The organism is Actinosynnema sp. NPDC037264, assembly GCF_055603705.1.
On record NZ_JBVJVK010000020.1, the window covers coordinates 50,898 to 68,857 of the forward strand.

The 17,960-nt window shown below is 71.7% G+C and carries 18 protein-coding genes; 6 read left to right on the top strand and 12 right to left on the bottom strand.

What is annotated here, in order from left to right; all coding sequences use genetic code 11:
- Positions 1-93: 93 nt before the first annotated feature.
- From nth to ACZ7GX_RS22585, 4 genes are read left to right on the top strand one after another with little or no spacing between them, the layout of a single operon-like run.
- Positions 94-861 (top strand): endonuclease III, encoded by a 768-nt coding sequence (gene nth, locus ACZ7GX_RS22570; RefSeq protein WP_498779232.1) that lies wholly within the window; start codon positions 94-96, stop codon positions 859-861.
- Positions 858-1,460: a TlpA disulfide reductase family protein gene (locus tag ACZ7GX_RS22575; RefSeq protein WP_498779233.1), complete on the top strand. Its 603-nt coding sequence runs from the start codon at positions 858-860 to the stop codon at positions 1,458-1,460. Before nth ends, ACZ7GX_RS22575 begins: the two co-directional genes overlap by 4 nt.
- Positions 1,457-2,128 carry an NUDIX hydrolase gene (locus ACZ7GX_RS22580; protein WP_498779234.1) on the top strand — a complete coding sequence of 224 codons (672 nt, stop codon included), beginning with the start codon at positions 1,457-1,459 and terminating at the stop codon, positions 2,126-2,128. The genes ACZ7GX_RS22575 and ACZ7GX_RS22580 overlap by 4 nt, the downstream gene beginning before the upstream one ends.
- Positions 2,125-3,312, top strand: a complete 1,188-nt coding sequence (locus ACZ7GX_RS22585) for a MarP family serine protease (protein WP_498779235.1) — start codon at positions 2,125-2,127, stop codon at positions 3,310-3,312. The genes ACZ7GX_RS22580 and ACZ7GX_RS22585 overlap by 4 nt, the downstream gene beginning before the upstream one ends.
- On the opposite strand, the gene ACZ7GX_RS22590 is transcribed toward ACZ7GX_RS22585, so the two are convergent.
- The 5 genes from ACZ7GX_RS22590 to ACZ7GX_RS22610 all read right to left on the bottom strand — a co-directional run bounded on the left by ACZ7GX_RS22590 (position 3,313) and on the right by ACZ7GX_RS22610 (position 8,880).
- Positions 3,313-4,239 (bottom strand): alpha/beta fold hydrolase, encoded by a 927-nt coding sequence (locus ACZ7GX_RS22590; protein ID WP_498779237.1) that lies wholly within the window; start codon positions 4,237-4,239, stop codon positions 3,313-3,315.
- 8 nt (positions 4,240-4,247) lie between these two features.
- Complete coding sequence (locus ACZ7GX_RS22595; RefSeq protein ID WP_498779239.1) at positions 4,248-4,718, bottom strand: phage holin family protein; 471 nt, start codon at positions 4,716-4,718, stop codon at positions 4,248-4,250.
- A 59-nt stretch (positions 4,719-4,777) separates the two neighbouring features.
- Complete coding sequence (nhaA, locus tag ACZ7GX_RS22600; RefSeq protein ID WP_498779241.1) at positions 4,778-5,986, bottom strand: Na+/H+ antiporter NhaA; 1,209 nt, start codon at positions 5,984-5,986, stop codon at positions 4,778-4,780.
- A gap of 147 nt (positions 5,987-6,133) precedes the next feature.
- Entirely contained in the window at positions 6,134-8,110 is a 1,977-nt protein-coding gene (gene acs, locus ACZ7GX_RS22605; protein ID WP_498779243.1) for an acetate--CoA ligase, read from the bottom strand.
- Positions 8,111-8,310: 200 nt separating this feature from the next.
- Positions 8,311-8,880, bottom strand: coding sequence for a GNAT family N-acetyltransferase (locus tag ACZ7GX_RS22610; protein ID WP_498779245.1), 570 nt, complete (start codon positions 8,878-8,880; stop codon positions 8,311-8,313).
- 92 nt (positions 8,881-8,972) lie between these two features.
- Between ACZ7GX_RS22610 and ACZ7GX_RS22615 the strand changes: the two genes are divergently transcribed.
- Entirely contained in the window at positions 8,973-9,698 is a 726-nt protein-coding gene (locus ACZ7GX_RS22615) for a Fic family protein (RefSeq protein ID WP_498779247.1), read from the top strand.
- 113 nt (positions 9,699-9,811) lie between these two features.
- Here the strand turns inward: ACZ7GX_RS22615 and ACZ7GX_RS22620 are convergent, their stop codons facing one another.
- From ACZ7GX_RS22620 to ACZ7GX_RS22630, 3 genes are all read right to left on the bottom strand, one after another.
- Positions 9,812-10,564 carry a PIN domain-containing protein gene (locus ACZ7GX_RS22620; RefSeq protein WP_498779249.1) on the bottom strand — a complete coding sequence of 251 codons (753 nt, stop codon included), beginning with the start codon at positions 10,562-10,564 and terminating at the stop codon, positions 9,812-9,814.
- Positions 10,565-10,629: 65 nt separating this feature from the next.
- Positions 10,630-11,751, bottom strand: a complete 1,122-nt coding sequence (gene kynU, locus ACZ7GX_RS22625; RefSeq protein WP_498779251.1) for a kynureninase — start codon at positions 11,749-11,751, stop codon at positions 10,630-10,632.
- The gene (locus ACZ7GX_RS22630) at positions 11,748-12,563 is read right to left on the bottom strand and encodes a tryptophan 2,3-dioxygenase (RefSeq protein ID WP_498779253.1); all 816 of its coding nucleotides are present in this window, start codon (positions 12,561-12,563) and stop codon (positions 11,748-11,750) included. The genes kynU and ACZ7GX_RS22630 overlap by 4 nt, the downstream gene beginning before the upstream one ends.
- Before the next feature lie 107 nt (positions 12,564-12,670).
- Between ACZ7GX_RS22630 and ACZ7GX_RS22635 the strand changes: the two genes are divergently transcribed.
- On the top strand, positions 12,671-13,120 hold the full coding sequence (locus ACZ7GX_RS22635; RefSeq protein WP_201438208.1) for an Lrp/AsnC family transcriptional regulator: 450 nt from the start codon (positions 12,671-12,673) through the stop codon (positions 13,118-13,120).
- On the opposite strand, the gene murQ is transcribed toward ACZ7GX_RS22635, so the two are convergent.
- The 4 genes from murQ to ACZ7GX_RS22655 form a co-directional block, all read right to left on the bottom strand.
- A complete protein-coding gene (gene murQ / locus ACZ7GX_RS22640; RefSeq protein WP_498779254.1) occupies positions 13,089-14,024 on the bottom strand; it encodes an N-acetylmuramic acid 6-phosphate etherase in 936 nt (311 codons plus the stop codon). The two genes, ACZ7GX_RS22635 and murQ, sit on opposite strands and share 32 nt — an antisense overlap.
- The gene (locus ACZ7GX_RS22645) at positions 14,021-14,938 is read right to left on the bottom strand and encodes a MurR/RpiR family transcriptional regulator (protein WP_498779255.1); all 918 of its coding nucleotides are present in this window, start codon (positions 14,936-14,938) and stop codon (positions 14,021-14,023) included. Before ACZ7GX_RS22645 ends, murQ begins: the two co-directional genes overlap by 4 nt.
- 109 nt (positions 14,939-15,047) lie before the next feature.
- A complete protein-coding gene (locus ACZ7GX_RS22650) occupies positions 15,048-16,700 on the bottom strand; it encodes a serine hydrolase domain-containing protein (protein ID WP_498779257.1) in 1,653 nt (550 codons plus the stop codon).
- 12 nt (positions 16,701-16,712) lie between these two features.
- Positions 16,713-17,960: an exo-beta-N-acetylmuramidase NamZ family protein gene (locus ACZ7GX_RS22655; RefSeq protein ID WP_498779258.1), complete on the bottom strand. Its 1,248-nt coding sequence runs from the start codon at positions 17,958-17,960 to the stop codon at positions 16,713-16,715.

Sequence of the window (17,960 nt, forward strand, 5' to 3'; positions counted from 1 at the left end):
CCGGAGACCACGCGGGAACCCCGGGAGACCCGGCGGGGCTCCGCCGACGACCGAGCCGCCGTGCGCACGGCGCCGGCCAGTAATCTCGTCCGCATGGCGAAGAGCGCGGTGAAGCAGCCGGAGACGCGGCTGGGGCTGGTCCGCCGGGCGCGTCGCATGGTGCGGGTCCTCGGTGAGGGTTACCCCGACGCGCACTGCGAGTTGGACTTCACCGAACCGCTGGAACTGCTGGTGGCCGTGGTGCTCTCGGCGCAGACGACGGACGTGCGCGTGAACCTGGTCACGCCCGCGCTGTTCAAGCGGTACCGGACGGCGGCCGACTACGCCTCCGCCGACCGCGCCGAGCTCGAGGAGCTGATCAAGCCGACCGGGTTCTACCGCAACAAGGCGACGTCGCTGATCGGCCTCGGTTCGGCGCTCGTGGAGCGGTTCGGCGGCGAGGTGCCCGGCCGGCTCCAGGACCTGGTGACGTTGCCCGGCGTCGGCCGCAAGACCGCGAACGTGGTGCTGGGCGACGCGTTCGGTGTGCCCGGGATCACGGTCGACACGCACTTCGGCCGGCTCGTCCGCCGCTGGGGCTGGACCCGGGAGGAGGACCCGGTCAAGGTCGAGCACGCGATCGGCGCGCTGGTCGAGCGCAAGGAGTGGACCTTGCTCTCGCACCGCACGATCTTCCACGGCCGCCGCGTCTGCCACGCCCGAACCCCCGCGTGCGGTGCGTGCCTGCTCGCGCCGCAGTGCCCGTCCTACGGCATCGGCCAGGTCGACCCGGTCAAGGCGCAGAAGCTGGTCAAGGGCGAGGAAGCGCCGCACCTGATCGAACTCGCCGAACGCGTGCGTGCGGGGGAGAAGCTGGCGTGAGCTCGGCAGCGCGGTGGGCCGCCGTCGTCCTGGTGCTGGCGGTGGCGGGCGTGGTCGCGCTGTGGCCCCGCTCACCGGACCCGGTCGACCAGGCCGCGATCCCGACCCGGACCGAGCGGACGACGGACCTGGACGCGGCGCGCGCCCAGGCCGTGCTCCGGCCGTGCCCGCAAGGCCCGGCGGACGCTCAAGGGCCCGGGGTCCTGCGAGGTGTGACGGTCACGTGCCTGGGCGACGGACGGCCGGTCGACGTGGCGTCCACCGTGACGGGCCGGACTGTGGTGAACTTCTGGGCCACCTGGTGCGTTCCCTGTCAGGAGGAGCTCAAGGTCCTCGACGCCTACGCGCGGGAGCCCGGCGCGGCGGCGGTGGTCGCGGTCCTGGTGGAGAGCAAGGAGGCTGACGGTCTGGAGCTGTTGGCGAAACTCGGCGTGCACCTGCCGTCGGTGGTCGACCCGCCCGACGCGGTGCGCAAGGCCGCCCGCGTGCCGCGGACGTTGCCGATGAACTACGTCGTCGGCGCGGACGGCTCGCTGACCCAGGTCACCGATCCCGTCACCTTCACGTCGGTCGAGCAGGTGCGCGAGGTGGTCGGATGACGGCCCTGGTCGACCCGGACGACGTGCCCGAGTGGATGGGCGGGCTGGTCAAGGCGACCGCCGAGATCGACGCCCGCGCGTTCACCCGGATCAAGCCGCCGCCCGACGGCACCGGACGCCCCGCCGCCGTGCTCATGCTGTTCGGCGAGGGTCCGGGCGGTCCCGACGTGCTGCTGCTGCGGCGTGCCGACACGCTCGGCTCGCACCCCGGGCAGGTCGCGTTCCCCGGCGGCGCGGCCGACCCGACCGACGACGGCCCGGTGGACACGGCGCTGCGCGAGGCGTTCGAGGAGACCGGCGTGCTGCGCGAGGGCGTGCGGCCGGTGGCGACGTTGCCGCAGTTGTACGTGCCGGTGTCCGGGTTCGTCGTCACGCCGGTGCTGGCGCACTGGGACGAGCCGTCGCCGGTCGCGCCCGTCGACCCGGCCGAGACCGCGGCCGTGGCGCGGGTGCCGATCGCGCACCTGGCGGACCCGGCGAACCGGTTCCGGGTGAGCCACCCGTCCGGCTACATCGGTCCGGCGTTCGCCGCGCCCGGCATGCTGGTGTGGGGCTTCACCGCCGGCCTGCTCGACGGCCTGCTCGCGCTGGGCGGGTGGGAACGGCCGTGGGACCGCGCGGACGTGCGCGATCTCGACCTGGCCCTGCGCGCGGTGGAGGTCTCGTGAACTGGGTCGACCTGCTCGTGCTGGCGCTGGCCGCCTTCGCCGCGGTCTCCGGCGCGCGGCAGGGCATGGTCGTGGCGCTGCCCGCGTTCGTCGGGGTGCTGATCGGCCTGGTGCTGGGCACGCAGCTCGCGCCGCTGGTCGTCTCCCGGGTCGACAGCGTGGTGACCAAGGTCGTGTTCGCGGTCGGCATCGTGGTGCTGCTGGTGGCGTTGGGCGAGACGCTGGGCGTCTACATCGGCCGCAGCATCAAGTCGAAGGTCAACTCCACCCCGTTGCGCGGCGTGGACAACGCGCTGGGCGCGATCGTGCAGGGCGCGGTGGTGTTCGTGGTGGCCTGGATGATCGCGCTGCCGCTGACCATGGTCGCGGGCCTGCCGTCGTTGGTGAAGTCGCTCAACCAGTCGGTGATCCTGTCCACGGTCGACGACACCATGCCGCAGGCCGCGCGCACGTTGGCCGACGACCTGCAGAACCTGTTCGACGTGTCCGGTTTCCCGGCCGCGATGGACCCGTTCGACCGGACGCCGTTGCGGGAGGTGGGTCCGCCGGACCCGGCGCTGGGCGCGAACCCGATCGTGCGGAAGCTGGAGCCCAGCGTGCTGAAGGTGCGCGGGCGCGCGCCGTCGTGCTCGCGGGCTTTGGAGGGGACGGGTTTCGTCATCTCGCCGGAGCGGGTCATGACGAACGCGCACGTGGTCGCGGGCACGACGGACGTGACCGTCGAGGTCGGCATCGGCGAGTTCGACGCCACCGTCGTGCACTACGACGCGCAGACCGACATCGCGATCCTGGCCGTGCCGGACTTGGAGGCGACGCCGCTGCCGTTCCGCACCGACGAGATCGCGCCGGGCGAGGACGGGATCGTGCTCGGCTACCCGCTGGACGGGCCGTACACGGCGTCCGAGGCGCGGGTGCGCGAGCGGATCAGGATGCTGCGCGGGCCGGACATCTACGACGCGCAGACCGTGACGCGGGACGTGTACACGGTGCGGGCGACGGTGCGCAGCGGCAACTCCGGCGGGCCGTTGGTCGACCCGCAGGGCCGGGTGATGGGCGTGGTGTTCGGCGCGGCCGTGGACGACCAGGAGACCGGGTTCGTGCTGACGGCGGACGAGGTCGCGGAGGAAGTGGCGAAGGCGCCGACGATGGTGCGCCGGGTGTCCACGCAGACCTGCGCGTCGTGACTAGACCTTCGCGAGGAAGTCGGTGATGTGCCGGCTGGTGGTGTCCGGCGCCTCCTGGTGCGGGAAGTGGCCCACGTCCGGCAGCACGGCGTACGCGGAGCGGCCGCCCGTCCACAGCCCCGAGTCGGCCGCGGTCTGCTCCAGCACCACCGGGTCGAGCGCGCCGTGCAGCTGGAGGACGGGCACGTCCAGCCTGCGGTCCACCGCCTCGGCGAAGCGGCGGCCGTCGCTGCGCAGCTGGGACCGCACGGCCCAGCGGTGGTACTCCATGGAGCTGTGCGCGACGCCGGGCACCAGGACCGCCTCGCGGTTGCGGCGGGCCACCTCGTCGAACTCGGGCGACACCCTCCACTTCGGACCGCCCCACGCGCCGAGCATCCCGGCGACGGCCGCACCGCGGTCCCTGGTCAGCCACCGCTCCGGGTAGACCGGGAGCTGGAAGCGGAACAGGTGCGCGCTCGCCCGGCCCTGGCGGCGCGGGTGGCGGCGGATCGCGCGGCGCAGCGCCAGCGGGTGCGGCGCGGACACGGCCGTCACCGAGTAGACCAGCCGGGAGTGCATGGCGGCGACCGTCCACGCCAGCATGCCGCCCCACGCGTGGCCGACGAGGTGCGCCCGCGGTTCGCCGAGCGCCTTCACCAGGCCCGCGACGTCACCGGCGAGGGTGAACCCGTCGTAGCCGCGCGGTGGTTTGTCGGAGTCGCCGTAGCCGCGCAGGTCGACGGCCACGGCGCGGTAGCCCGCCTCGGCGATCGAGACGAGCTGGTGCCGCCACGTCCACCAGAACTCCGGGAAACCGTGCAGCAGCAGCACGAGCGGGCCCTCGCCCAGCTCGGCGACGTGCAGGCGGATGCCGTTCGCGGACACGTCGCGGTGCGTCCACGGGCCGGGCACCCGAGCGGTCGACGGGTCCGGCGGCAGCCGCACGGCGCGGCTCAGCGGCCCTCGCCGCGGTGCCGGAGTGCCGCGACGGTGTCCTTGGCCGAGTCGATGGTCCGCTGCGGCGCCCGCAGCTTCTTCACCTTCCGGTACCCCAGCAGCGCGAACAGCACCGCGGTGACGAGCATCAGCCCGAACACGATGAGGAACGCCGACCAGCGCGGCAGCCACACGTCCAGCAGCTCGGCGCCGAAGAAGAAGAGGAAGAACGAGCTGAACAGCAGCACCGTCAGCGCGATGATGAAGTAGACGCTGCCCTTGAGGCCCTTCTTGACCTCGCCCGCGACCTCGGACTTGGCGAGCTCGACCTCCGCCCTGACCAACGTGGACAGGTGGGCCGTGGCGTCGCGCACCAGGCCGCCGATGGACGTTTCCTCCGCGATCTTCACCGCGCTCTCCGCGGTCAACGGGATCGACGGAACAGGTGGCAGGCCGCTGCCGTTGGTGTTCTCCCGAGCGCTGGTCACCGGCTCATCGTGCCATGCACGCGGGACCGAGGCCGCCCGACCGGCTGAACGACTGCGGTTTACTCGTCGTCGTACTCGTCCTCGTCGGCGCGCTGGTGCACCCGGCTGCGCCGGACCAACAGGACCGCCGCGAGCAACGACGCCGTCAACGACGCCAGCAGCACCGCCGCCTTGGCCTGCTCGGCCGCCGGGCCCTCCAGCGCCAGGTCCGCGATCAACAGGCTCACGGTGAACCCGACCCCGCCGAGCATGGCCACCGCGACGATGTCCCGCGGTCCCGCGCCGCTCGGCCACCGGGCGGCCTTGAACAGCACCGCCAACGCCGACGCGCCCACGATGCCGACCACCTTGCCCACCACCAGGCCGAGCATGACGCCCCACGCCAGCGGGCTGGCGAACAACGAGCCCAACGCCTCGCCGTTCACCGGCACGCCGGCCGCGAACAGCGCGAACAGCGGCACCGCCACGGCCGCCGACCACGGCTGCAACCGGTGCTCCAGCCGCAGCGCCGGCGCCTCGTGCTCGTAGCGGTCCTTGCGCACGCGGGTCAGCAGGGCCAGCGCGACGCCCGCGATGGTGGCGTGCACGCCCGCCGCGTGCACGGCGACCCACGTGCCCACCGCGATCGGGACGTACAGCCACGGCGTCGTCACCCGCTTGTGCTGCAGGAACGCGTACAGCGCCAGCAGCGCGACCGCGGTCGCCGCCGCGACCAGGTTGAACGACGCGGTGAACAGCACCGCGATGAGGATGATCGCGCCGAGGTCGTCCACCACGGCCAGGCTGAGCAGGAACAGCCGCAGGCCGTTCGGCAGGCCGGACGCGGTGATCGCCAGCACGCCGAGCGCGAACGCGATGTCCGTGGCCACCGGGATCGCCCACGCCCGTTCGACACCGGGCTCACCCCAGCCGACGCCCAGCGCGATCAACGCGGGCACGACCATGCCGCCGATGGCGGCCACCAAGGGCAGGATCGCCGACTTGAAGTCGTTCAACTCGCCGATCACGAGCTCGCGCTTGAGCTCGAGCCCGGCGACGAAGAAGAAGATCGCGAGCAGGCCGTCCTTGGCCCAGTCGCCGACGCTCAGGCTCAGGTGCAGCGACTCGGGTCCGAGGTGGAAGTCCCGCAACGCCGTGTAGGAACCGGAGATCGGCGTGTTCGCCCAGATCAGCGCCACGGCGGTGGCGGCGAGGAGGATCATGCCGCCGACGGTCTCCGTGCGCAGGTAGCGCGCGAACTCGACGGCGGTGGGGCGAATGCGGTTCAAGATCGACTCCGGTGGTTCGGCAACGACTCATCCTCGTGCCGACCAGGCTTCCCGGCTCACCGGGACCGACCCTAACCCACGGAGGGGCCCGCCGACGAACCGGCGGACCCCTCCTGTGCTGGACCTCAGTGCTCGGTCCTGCCCTGCTCAGTCCTCCTGGGCGCCCGACTTCAGACCGCTGGAGATCAGGTCCATCACCGACGAGTCCGCGAGCGTGGTCACGTCGCCGACCTGCCGGTTCTCCGCCACGTCGCGCAGCAGGCGGCGCATGATCTTGCCCGAGCGGGTCTTCGGCAGCTCCGGCACGACCATGATCTGCCGCGGCTTCGCGATCGGGCCGATCTCCTTGGCCACGTGGTCGCGCAGCGCCTTGATCGCCTCGGCGCCGTCGGAGCCCTCGGCCACGCCGCCGCGCAGGATCACGAACGCCACGATGCCCTGGCCCGTCGTCGGGTCGGTCGCGCCGACCACCGCCGCCTCGGCCACCGTCGGGTGCGAGACCAGCGCGGACTCGACCTCGGTGGTGGAGATGCGGTGCCCGGACACGTTCATCACGTCGTCCACCCGGCCCAGCAGCCAGATGTCGCCGTCGTCGTCGTACTTCGCGCCGTCGCCGGCGAAGTAGAAGCCCTGCTCGGCGAACCGCGACCAGTACGTGTCGCGGTAGCGCTCCTCGTCGCCCCAGATGCCGCGCAGCATGCCCGGCCACGGCTGGTCGAGCACCAGGTAGCCGCCGCCACCGTGCGGCACCTCGTTGCCCTGGTCGTCGACGACCTTGGCGCCGATGCCGGGCAGCGGGCGCTGCGCCGAACCGGGCTTGGCGGACGTCGCGCCGGGCAGCGGCGAGATCATGATCGCGCCGGTCTCGGTCTGCCACCAGGTGTCCACGACGGGCGTCTTCCCCGCGCCGATGGTCTCCCGGTACCAGATCCACGCCTCGGGGTTGATCGGCTCGCCGACGCTGCCCAGCACGCGGAGGCTGGACAGGTCGTACTCGGCGGGGATGTCGGCGCCCCACTTCATGAACGTGCGGATCAGCGTCGGCGCGGTGTAGTAGATCGACACGCCGTACTTCTGCACGATCTCCCAGTGGCGGCCCTCGTGCGGGGTGTTGGGCGTGCCCTCGTAGACGACCTGCGTGACGCGGTTGGACAGCGGGCCGTACACGATGTAGCTGTGCCCGGTGACCCAGCCGATGTCGGCGGTGCACCAGTAGACGTCGGTGTCCGGCTTGAGGTCGAACACGTTGTAGTGCGTGTACGACGCCTGGGTCAGGTAGCCGCCGGAGGTGTGCAGGATGCCCTTGGGGCGGCCCGTGGTGCCCGACGTGTAGAGGATGAACAGCGGGTGCTCGGAGTCGAACGCCTCCGGCGTGTGCTGGTCGGACTGGCGGTCGACGACGTCGTGCCACCAGACGTCGCGGCCCTCGGTCCACTCGACGTCGGAGTTCGTGCGCTTGACCACCAGGACGTGCTCGACGCTCGCGGCCTTGGCCACGGCCTCGTCCACGGCGGGCTTGAGCGCCGCCGGGTTGCCGCGCCGGTACTGGCCGTCGGTGGTGATCACCAGCTTGGCCTGCGAGTCCTCGATGCGGGTGCGCAGCGCCTCGGCGGAGAAGCCGCCGAACACCACGCTGTGCATCGCGCCGAGCCGTGCGCAGGCGAGCATGGCGAAGATCGCCTCGGGGACCATCGGCATGTAGATGGCGACCCGGTCCTCCGCGCCCACGCCCAGCTCGACCAGCGCGTTGGCGGCCTTGGAGACCTCGCGCTGCAGGTCGGCGTAGGTGATGGCGCGGCTGTCGCCGGGCTCGCCCTCCCAGTGGATGGCGACCTGGTCGCCGTGGCCGGACTCGACGTGCCGGTCGACGCAGTTGTAGGCGACGTTGAGCTTGCCGCCGACGAACCACTTCGCGAACGGCGCGTTCGACCAGTCGAGGACGCGGTCCCACTTGGTGTCCCAGGACAGCCGCTCGGCCTGCTTCGCCCAGAACGCCTCGCGGTCGGCGTCCGCCTCCTCGTACAGCGCGGAGGTGGCGTTGGCCTGCGCGGCGAAGTCCTCGCTCGGCGGGAACGTCCTGGTCTCCGTCGACAGGTTGTCCAGGGCGACTTGCGGCTCTGTCATGGCGGGCGGACCTCCTGAATCCGTGGGGTGCGCACTGACCGTAGTGCGATTCAGCTCACTGCGCACCCAAAAGGTTCAGACCAATTGTGGCCGATTCGAAACGCGTGGGTAACTGTGTAACCCGTGGCAGGCCCGGTGACCACCGCGATTCCGCCGAACGACACCTGGGTTGCGACCAGCGGCACGTCTCGTGACCCACGTCACGTCGTGAGCCTGGCCTTCAGGGCCGGCCACTCGTCCGAGGTCATCGAGTACACGACCGTGTCGCGCAGGGTGCCGTCCGGCCTGATGCGGTGCACGCGGAGGACGCCCTCGCGGGTCGCGCCGAGGCGTTCGATGGCCCTCTGCGAGCGCTCGTTGCGCAGGTCGGTGTGCCAGCCGACGCGGAGCGCGCCCAGGTCCTCGAAGGCGCGGCGCAGGAGCAGGAACTTGGCGTTCGTGTTGAGGGCGGTGCGCTGCCAGCGCGTGCCGATCCACGTGTGGCCGATGTAGAGGCCGCGGTTCTTCGGGCCGATCTCGTAGTACGACGTGGTGCCGGCGACCTCGTTCGTCCGCGGGTCGATCTGCGCCCAGACCAGTCGGGTGTGGTCGGCGAGGCTGCGCTCGACGTAGGCGCGGGTGTCTTCGACCGTCGTCGGCTGGGGCGTGCTGAGCCACGTCCAGACGTCGGGGTCCTTGCCCGCCTCGTGCAGGCCCTCGGCGTGGTCGGGGCTGAGCGGTTCGAGGCGGACGTGGCGGCCGGTGAGGACGGGGCGGTCGTACCAGTTCATGGCGTGGACGCTAGGTCGGCCAGTGGCTACTTGGAATATCCATTTCCGGCTTGTTGTGAAGGGCCACTTACCGGCGGGTAGTGTGCTCCGGCGTGACCGATCCGCTTGCTCCGCTGCTGGACCTGCCCGGTGTGGCCGACGCCGTCGCCGGTGCTCGTGACGCCGTGTTCCAGGTGCACCGGCACCGGGTGAACCTGCGTGGGTGGGCGACCACCGCGGCCGAGGCGTCCGTGCGCGCCGCCCGCGCGTCGGCGGCGTTGGACGGCGGGCCGACCGCCATCCCGTCGGACGGGTCGGTGTCGGACCCCGTGCTGGCGGGGGCGCTGCGGGTGGCCGAGTCGCTGGGCGTGGTGCTGCCGACGTGGCAGCGGGCGCCGTTGCAGGCGTTGGCGCGGTTGCACGTGCTGGCGGGGGCGGACCTGGGTGGTGAGCTGGGACGTCCCCGTGCGGCGGCGGGCGTCTCGGAACGCCTCGGGCTGCTGTCGCAGCTCGTCACCGGCGGCACGTCCGCGCCCGGTCCGCTGCTGGTGGCCGTGGTGCACGGTGAGCTGATGTCGCTGGCGCCGTTCGACACGGCGAACGGCGTGGTGGCGCGTGCGGCGTCCCGGCTGGCCTCGATCGCCACGGGCCTGGACCCGAAGTCGCTGGGCGTGCCGGAGGTCTTCTGCCTGCGCCGGCAGAACGACTACGCCTCCGCCCTGCACGGCTACTCGACCGGCGACCCGGAGGGCATCACCCGCTGGCTGCTGTTCTGGTGCGAGGCCCTGACCGCCGGCGCCCGCGAAGCGCGGAGCATCGCGGACGCCGCCTCCGCTTAGGCCGGTGCGTCCGGGCAAGGAAAAACCCGGCCCACGAGGGACCGGGCGGGTATGGATCCAGGCTATCCGGTCCCCGTCGGCTTATCAAACGCCGCTGCCGCCGAAAGCGGACGTCACCAGCCCGGTGGCCGGGTGTAGCGGCCGGCCGGGTCCGGGAGCTGGTGGCCGGTGTAATCGCCGCTGTTCAGGGTTCGCCACCAGTGGTTCCCACTGCCCAACCCAGTGCCCGCGTTCATGGACAGGGCACCCGCGGTGTAGCCGCCGCCGGGGTTGACCAGACCTACGGGCACGCGGTTCCACGCCTCGTGGACGGGCATCCGGAGATCGCTGTCGTTGCTGATCACGATGACCGCGTCCACCACGGACGTGAGAACGTCGACCAGGAGGTGTGCGGCGACGTTGACGTCCGAGCCCTTCTCCTCGAACGTCGCCACCGAGGCCATGAACACCGCGTCGGTCACCGGTGCGCCCCCGTCCTGGACCATGATCGGCCAGGTTGGTGCAACCAGGACGGGGTGGTGCCTGCTCTTCCCGCCACCGCCCTTCTCCACGGCCAACGGCCTCTTGACGACCTTGCTGATGTAGTTGCCGTACTCGATGTGGTCCACGCTGCCTGCGGCGAGCAGAGCCTTGAGGTAGACGTCCTGGTCCTGGGATCCCGACGCGTTGTGCGCGGCGCTGATGCGAGCGGTGCGGTACACGATCCGTTCGAGCGAGGCTGACGGCCAGTCGACCGCCTTCTCCGCCAACAAGGCCTCGACCAGCGCCCGGACGTCCAACCAACGCCAACCGGCTGTACCCCGACCACAGTGCTTACGCCCGCCGTAATACAGGTTGTAACCGTCCACGTACACACCGACACGCATCCGCCGATGCTAGGGGAGGACTGCGTGCTCGATATCGGCACGTGTCCGGCTGCCGAACCCGCGGGTCAGAGCAGTTCTTTCAGGGTGGCCGCGGCGCGGTCGGCGTCGGTGAAGGTGTTGTAGAGCGGGGCGAAGCCGAAGCGCAGCAGGTCCGGCGGGCGGTGGTCGCCGATGACCTGGCGCTCGACCAGCTCGCCCATGATCCGCTCGGCCTCGGGGTGGCGCAGGCTGATCTGGTGGCCGCGCCAGTCGTCGGCCGGCGTGATCACCTCGATGCCCGGCAGGTCTTCGACCAGCGACCGGAAGTGCGCGGTCAGGGCCAGGCCCTTGGCGCGGACGTCACGCAGGTCCACGTGGTCCCACACGTCCAGCGCGGCGTCCAGGGCGAGCATCGAGATGATGTCCGGCGTGCCGACGCGCGCCCGCGAGACGCCCGGGTCCGGCGTGTACTCCGGCGACATCGCGAACGGCACCTCGTGGCCCGTCCACCCCGTCAACGGCTGCTCGAACGTCGCCTGCGCGTGCTTCGGCACGTAGAGGAACGCGGGCGAGCCCGGCCCGCCGTTGAGGAACTTGTACGTGCACCCCACGGCCAGGTCGACGTCCAACGCGTCCAGCTCGATCGGCAGCACGCCCGCGCTGTGGCACAGGTCCCACACGACCTTCGCGCCCACCGCGTGCGCCTGCTCGGTCAGCTTCGCCATGTCCAGCAGCCGACCCGTGCGGTAGTCGACGTGGTTGAGCAGCACGACCGCCGTCGTGTCCCGCAGGTCCAGCTCCTCCGGCGGCGCCGGCCGCAACGCCAGGCCGGTCAGCTCCGCCACCGACCGGGCGATGTACCCGTCGGTCGGGAACGTCCCCGCGTCCACCACGATCTCCATGCGGTCGGTGTTGCGCACCGCCGCCATCAGCGCCTTGAACAGGTTCACGCTGGTCGAGTCGGCCACGACGACCTGCCCGGGCTTGGCCCCGACCAGCCGGCCGACGCGGTTGCCGACCCGCTCCGGCGCCTCCCACCAGCCCTCGGACCAACTGCGGATCAGCCGCCGACCCCACTGCTCGCGCACGACCTCCTGCACGCGTTCGGCGACGGCCTTCGGCGGTGCGCCCAGGGAGTTCCCGTCCAGGTACACCACGTCGTCGTCGAGGTCGAACAAGTCGCGGATGTGCGCCAACCGGTCGTTCATACGTAGCTCCTGGCCGTCCACAGTTCGGGGAACACGGAGCGTTGCGTGCGCTTCTCCAACCACGCAACCCCCGCGGAGCCGCCGGTCCCGGTTTTCGCGCCCATCGAACGTCGGGTGGCCAGCAGGTGGTCGTAGCGCCAGCGGGCGAACTCCTCGGCGATGTCGGTCAACGCCTCGCCGAGTTCGAGCAGGTCACGCGACCCGCCGCGGTAGATGTCCGCCCACACGGCCTCCACCTGGGCGTTCGGCTCGTACGGCCCGCTGACGTCACGCTCCAGCACTTCCGCCGGGATCGGCAGCCCCTGGCGGCTCAGGGCGGCGAGCACGTCGTCGTACAGGCTCGGCTCGTGCAGCAGCCGTTCGAGCGCGTCGTGCTGCTGCGGCACGGCCCGGTGCGGCACGAGCATCGACCGCGACTTCTCGCCGAGCAGGAACTCCACCTCGCGGTACCGGCCCGACTGGAAGCCGGAGCCCTCGCCGAGGGCGTCGCGGAAGGAGTTGAACTCGGCGGGCGTCATCCGGGCGATCGGCCGCCACGCCGCGTTGAGCGCCTGCATGTGCAGGTCGCTGCGGCGCAGCGTGCGGACCGCCGCACGCAGGTCGTCGGCGCGCAGTTCGGACTTGGCCTGCCGCCACTCGAAGCACAGCAGGCCGAAGTACAGCTCCATGACCTGCGTGATCACCAGGAACGACATCTCACGCGGGTCCTTGGACCACTGCTGCTGCAGCGAGTGCAGCACGGAGGCGTGCACGTAGTCCTCGTAGGGCGTCGTGCCGCCGAAGTCGAGTTTGGGTGAGACGGGGCAAGTCATGCCTTCCATCATGACCGCGCGTTCGGGGTAGTTGAATGGGTGACGAACAGTGTTGCAGCGGAAAGTTCTTACGAACAGAAGGCGTTCGCCGGAGTAGCTTTGCGGTTGTGAGCATCGAGCTGGACGGCGTGGACTGGGCCCTGCTGGAGGCCCTGCAGGAGGACGCGCGGCTGTCGTACAACGAGCTGGCACGGCGCGTGCACGTGTCGCCCCCGACGGTCGCGCAACGCGTGCGGCGGCTGGAGAACGCGGGCGTCATCACGGGGTACCGCGCGACCGTCGACCCGACGGCGGTGGGACGGTCGGTGGTCGCCCTGGTGCGGATGAAGTGCTACGGACCCCGGTGCATCACGGTGCACCCGGAGCTGCTCGACGACTGCCCCGAGGTGGTGGAGGTGGTGCGGCTGACCGGCGACATCTGCTCGGTGGTCAAGGTGGTGACCACGTCGATCAGCGAGTTGGAGCGGTTGCTGGTGCGGCTGGGCGGCTACGGCGAGACGTCCAGCGCGATGGTGCTGTCGACGCCTATCCCGTGGCGCCCGGTGCTAGCTGGCTGAGCGCCATCCGGACGTGCCCCTGGGTGCGTTCCAACGCCTCCGCAGCGCGCGCTGCGGGCACACCGGACAACAGGTGCACCAACGCGACCTTCAGGTCGCCGCCCGAGTCGGCCAACGCCGTCGTGCACTCCTGCTCGCCCAGGCCCGTGGCCTCGCGCAGGATGCGCACCGTGCGGCCGCGCAGCTTGGCGTTGGTCGCGCGCATCGACACCATCAGGTTCGAGTACGTGCGGCCGAGCCGGACCATCACCGCGGTCGAGAACGACGTCAGCACCAGCTTCTGCGACGTGCCCGCCTTCATCCGGGTGGACCCCGCGATCGCCTCCGGGCCGGTGTCGACCGCGATCAGCACGTCCACGTCGACCGGGGCGGGCGCGGTCGGGTTGTTGGACACCAGCACGGTGTGCGCGCCGAGCGAGCGCGCCTCCTCCAGCGCGGCCATCACGAACGGCGTGCGGCCGGACGCCGTGACGCCGACGACCAGGTCGCCCGCCGCCGCGTGCTTGCGGATCTCGGCGGCGCCGTCGGACCCCTGGTCCTCGACGTCCTCCACGGCGTTGACCAGGGCGTCCCGGCCGCCCGCGTGGTGGGCGACGAACCAGTCCGGCGGCGCGTTGAACGTCGGCACCAGCTCGGCGGCGTCGAGCGTGGCCAGCCGGCCCGAGGTGCCCGCGCCGACGTAGTGCACGCGGCCACCGCCGCGCAGGGCGCCCACGGCGAGGTCCGCCGCCCGCGCCAGCTCGGGCAGCACGGCTGCCACGGCGTCGGGGACCAGGTGGTCCTCGCTGTTGATCAGGCGGAGCACGTCCAGCGTGGAGAGCCGGTCGATGTCCTGCGTCCGCGGGTTCCTGGCCTCGGTGGGTGAGTCCACGCGGACCGCGACACCGTCCGGGGGCGGGGTCATTTACCGGACTCCCGACGTCGCCTGCCGTCCGGTCGGGCGCCGAGGCGGTGCCCCGACACCGCGTCGTACGTCGCCTCGAGCGCCGACTTGGCGCTGTCCACGTGCCGTTGCGCGACACCGATGAACAGGCAGTCGATCACGGTGAGCTGGGCGATCCGGCTGGCCATCGCGCCCGAGCGGAACGTGGTCTCGCGCGCCGCCGTGGTCAGCACGTGGTCGGAGACCTCGCTGATCGGCGAGCGCGGGAAGTTCGTCAGCGCCACCGTGGTCGCGCCGTGCTCCTTGGCCACCCGCAGCGCCTCGACGGTCTCGGACGTGGAGCCGGTGTGCGAGATCCCGACCGCCACGTCGGCCTCGGTGAGCACGGCCGCCGACGTGAGCGCGATGTGCGTGTCGTTCCAGGCGAAGCAGGTACGCCCTATGCGGTGCAGCTTCTGCTGGAGGTCGAACGCGACGAACGCGCTCGCCCCGAACCCGTAGACGTCGACCCGGCCCGCGCCCGCGACCGCCGCGACCACCGCTTCGAGCGTCTCCACGTTCAGCTGCTCGGCCGTCTCCTCGACCGCGCGCGCGTCCGCGAACGCCACCTTGCCCACGACCTGGCGCATGTCGTCGCCGGGGCCGATGTCGCCGCCGAGGTCCCGGTCGGGGCGCATGGACGTGCGGGCCGTGTCGGCGGCCAGCGCTATGCGCAGCTCCGGGTACCCGCCGACGCCGATGGCCTTGCAGAACCGGGTCACCGTTGTCTCGCTGGTGCCCGCGGCCTCGGCGACCTCGGTGATGCTGCGGTGTGCGACGGTCGCCGGGTTGTCCAGCACGACCTTGGCGACCCGCTGCTCCGCCCGGGCCAGGCCGGGCAGGAGTGAACGGATCTTGACCAGAGGACTGGAGTCGGCGGTACTTTCGGTGGACACGTGGGAAACTTACTAACCGCTCAACGTACGGTCAACGCGGGGTGGGGGTAACTCACCCCAACCGTGACCCAATCTCACCGCTTGGCGGGATCGGGCGGACCGAATGTCACTAACGGTCCGCGGTCCGCCACCCTTCGAGGCTCATCGCCGCTGGTTCGCGCTCCGCGTCCAGCGCCACGCCCCGTTCGTCGGTGACGCGGACGGCGTCCACGTACACGCCGCGCCCGCCGTAGCCCGTGCCGCGCACGTACCGCCAGCGGAACTTCGTCGCCGACTCCGTGTCGACCTCGACCTTCTGCCAGCGCCGCTGCCCGTAGCCGGCCAGCACCCGGACCTCACGCCAGGCCGACCCGTCGTCGGTCGCCTCCACCACGACCTGGTCGCCCGGGTCGAGGTCGACGAACGCCCAGAACGACAGCTTCTGCCGATCGGAGCGCCGCGGGAGGTCACGCGTGGTCAACGTGCCGCCGGCCGTCTCCGGCGTCCACGCCGTGCCGTGCCGCGGGCGCACCGCCAGGGCCTGCGCCAGGCCGTTGGCCGCCACGCGCCGGGCCGGGTTGATCGAGCCCCAGTTGCGGCTCGGGTGCACGCGGTTGGTCAGCAGGATCGCGATCGACCGCGACAACGGGTCCAGCACCAGCGTGGTGCCCGTGTAGCCGGTGTGCCCGGCGGCCCTCGGCGACGTCAGCGCGCCCATGTACCAGCGCTGGTCCAGCTCGAAGCCGAGGCCGTGCGAGTTGCCGGGGAAGGCCTGGTTGAAGTCGGTGAGCATCAGCTCGACGGTGTCCTCGCGCAGGATCCGGCCGCCCGCGTGCGCGCCGCCGTTGAGGATCGCCTGGCCGAGCACGGCCAGTTCGCGCGCCGTGGAGAACATGCCCGCGTGGCCCGCGACGCCGCCCAGCGACCAGGCGTTCTCGTCGTGCACGGTGCCGCGGATGATGCCCCGGCCCGCCTGGTACTCGGTGGCCGCGATCCGGTCCAGCTTGGCCGCCGGCGGGTTGTAGCCGGTGTCCACCAGGCCCAGCGGGCGCGTGATGTCGTCGTGGACGAGCTGGTCGAGCTTCTTGCCCGACCACTTCTCGACCAGCACGCCGAGCGTGATCAGGTTCAGGTCCGAGTACAGGTAGGTGGTGCCGGGGGTGCTGCGGGGCGTCGTGTCCATCACGGCCTTGAGCCGGGACGGGATGTCCGGGTACTGCGACCACAGCGGCAGCCACGCCACCAGGCCCGAGGTGTGGGTCAGCAGCTGCCGGACCGTGATCTTGTCCTTGCCGTTGACGCCGAACTCCGGCAGGTGGCTCGCGACCGGGTCGTCCAGGCCGAAGCGGCCCAGCTCGTGCTGGCGCATCACCACGATCGAGGTGAACAGCTTGGAGATCGAGGCCAGGTCGAAGATCGTGTCCTGGGCCATCGGCACCCGTTGCGACTCGGGCAGCTCGGTGCCGGCGGCGTCGGCGTAGCGGACCGCCCAGCCCGTCGGCTCGTGCGTGACGACCACGCCGTCGTGCGCGAACAGCGTGACGGCGCCCGCGAACAGCGGGTGGCCGGTCGCGTCCGGGACGGTGTAGCGCTCGATCTGCGCCAGGGCGGCGTCCAGCGGGGCCTGGTCGAGTCCCACGCGGTCCGGGGTACCCGTTCTCAGCACGGCGCTCGACCAGCCTTCGTGCGGCTGGTCGAAGCGGGCCTCACGGCCCTCGGCGTGCGCCGGCAGCGTGACGGACACGGCCATCGTGGTCGCGATCAGCAGGGCGGGGATGCGCATCGCTGTCTCCCTCTACCGGTAGCGCAGGTACGGCTGGCGGGTGCGGTCGAACGCGGCCAGTTCGTCGGCCCAGGCCCCGACCACCTCGTCGGTGCCCGCGCCCGCGTCGACCATGCGGCGCAGCCGGTCCGAGCCGCTGAGCTTGTCGATGTAGAGGTCCGGCCGCCACGCGAAGACCTGGGGGTAGCGGGCCTTCGCGGTGACGATCATGGCGACGGCGGTGCGCGGCGCGTCGAACCGGTGCGGGTCGGTGAGGTGCAGGACGACACCGCCGCAGAGCTTGTTGGCGAACTTGTTGAACGTGGGCGTGAAGTAGGTCTCGCGGAACCGGACGCCGGGCAGCCCCAGCGCGTTCAGGTCCTCGGCCCACCGCCAGTCCAGGCCCGGCGCGCCGATCGTCTCGAACGGGCGGGTGGTGCCGCGGCCCTCGGAGAACACGAGCCCCTCGAACAGGCACGTGCCGGGGTAGACCAGCGCGGTGTCGTGCGTGGGGACGTTCGGGCTCGGCGGGACCCACGGGATGCCGGAGTGCAGGTCGTCCCGCTTCCAGCCCTTGACGTCGACCACTTCGAGGCTGCTCACCCGGCCGCCGTCGGTGGGCAGGAACTCGCCGTCGAACAGCCGCGCCAGCTCGCCGATCGTCATGCCGTGCTGCTGGGCGATCGGCTTGCGGCCGACGAACGTGGCGTAGGCCGGGTCGAGCTGCGGGCCGCGGGCCGTGCCGCCGACCGGGTTGGGGCGGTCGAGCACGACGAACGCCACCCCGGTGGCGGCTGCGGCCTGCATGACGGCGTACATCGTCCAGATGTAGGTGTAGAAGCGGGCGCCGATGTCGGCGATGTCGAACACGAGCGTGTCGACGCCCGCCTTGGTGATCATCTCGGCGATCTTGGCGGTGCTCGCGCCGTAGGTGTCGTAGACCGGGATGCCGGTGCGCGGGTCGAGGTAGTTCCCCTCCGAGCCGCCTGCCTGCGCCGTGCCGCGGAAGCCGTGCTCGGGGCCGAACGCGGCGTGCGGCCTGAGCCCGGCGGCCACCATCGAGTCGACGATGTGGGTGTGGTCGCGCAGCACGCCGGTCGGGTTGGTGACCACGCCGACCTTGCGGCCCGCGAACCGCCGCCAGCCGTCCTCGGCCAGCTGCTCGGCGCCGGTCTTGATCAGCCGCGGCCGGTCGGGGTGCTCGGGGGCGCTGTCGAAGGCGCTGAGCGCCGGGACGGCGAGGGCGCCGGCGCCCGCGGCGAGGAAGTGCCTGCGGTCCAT

Excerpts from the sequence above, each read along its gene's own strand:
- nth (WP_498779232.1), top strand. The coding sequence starts at position 94 with ATGGCGAAGAGCGCGGTGAAGCAGCCGGAGACGCGGCTGGGGCTGGTC.
- ACZ7GX_RS22580 (WP_498779234.1), top strand. The coding sequence starts at position 1,457 with ATGACGGCCCTGGTCGACCCGGACGACGTGCCCGAGTGGATGGGCGGG.
- acs (WP_498779243.1), bottom strand. The coding sequence starts at position 8,110 with ATGACAGAGCCGCAAGTCGCCCTGGACAACCTGTCGACGGAGACCAGG.
- ACZ7GX_RS22610 (WP_498779245.1), bottom strand. The coding sequence starts at position 8,880 with ATGAACTGGTACGACCGCCCCGTCCTCACCGGCCGCCACGTCCGCCTC.
- ACZ7GX_RS22620 (WP_498779249.1), bottom strand. The coding sequence starts at position 10,564 with ATGCGTGTCGGTGTGTACGTGGACGGTTACAACCTGTATTACGGCGGG.
- kynU (WP_498779251.1), bottom strand. The coding sequence starts at position 11,751 with ATGAACGACCGGTTGGCGCACATCCGCGACTTGTTCGACCTCGACGAC.
- ACZ7GX_RS22630 (WP_498779253.1), bottom strand. The coding sequence starts at position 12,563 with ATGACTTGCCCCGTCTCACCCAAACTCGACTTCGGCGGCACGACGCCC.
- murQ (WP_498779254.1), bottom strand. The coding sequence starts at position 14,024 with ATGACCCCGCCCCCGGACGGTGTCGCGGTCCGCGTGGACTCACCCACC.
- ACZ7GX_RS22650 (WP_498779257.1), bottom strand. The coding sequence starts at position 16,700 with ATGCGCATCCCCGCCCTGCTGATCGCGACCACGATGGCCGTGTCCGTC.
- ACZ7GX_RS22655 (WP_498779258.1), bottom strand. The coding sequence starts at position 17,960 with ATGGACCGCAGGCACTTCCTCGCCGCGGGCGCCGGCGCCCTCGCCGTC.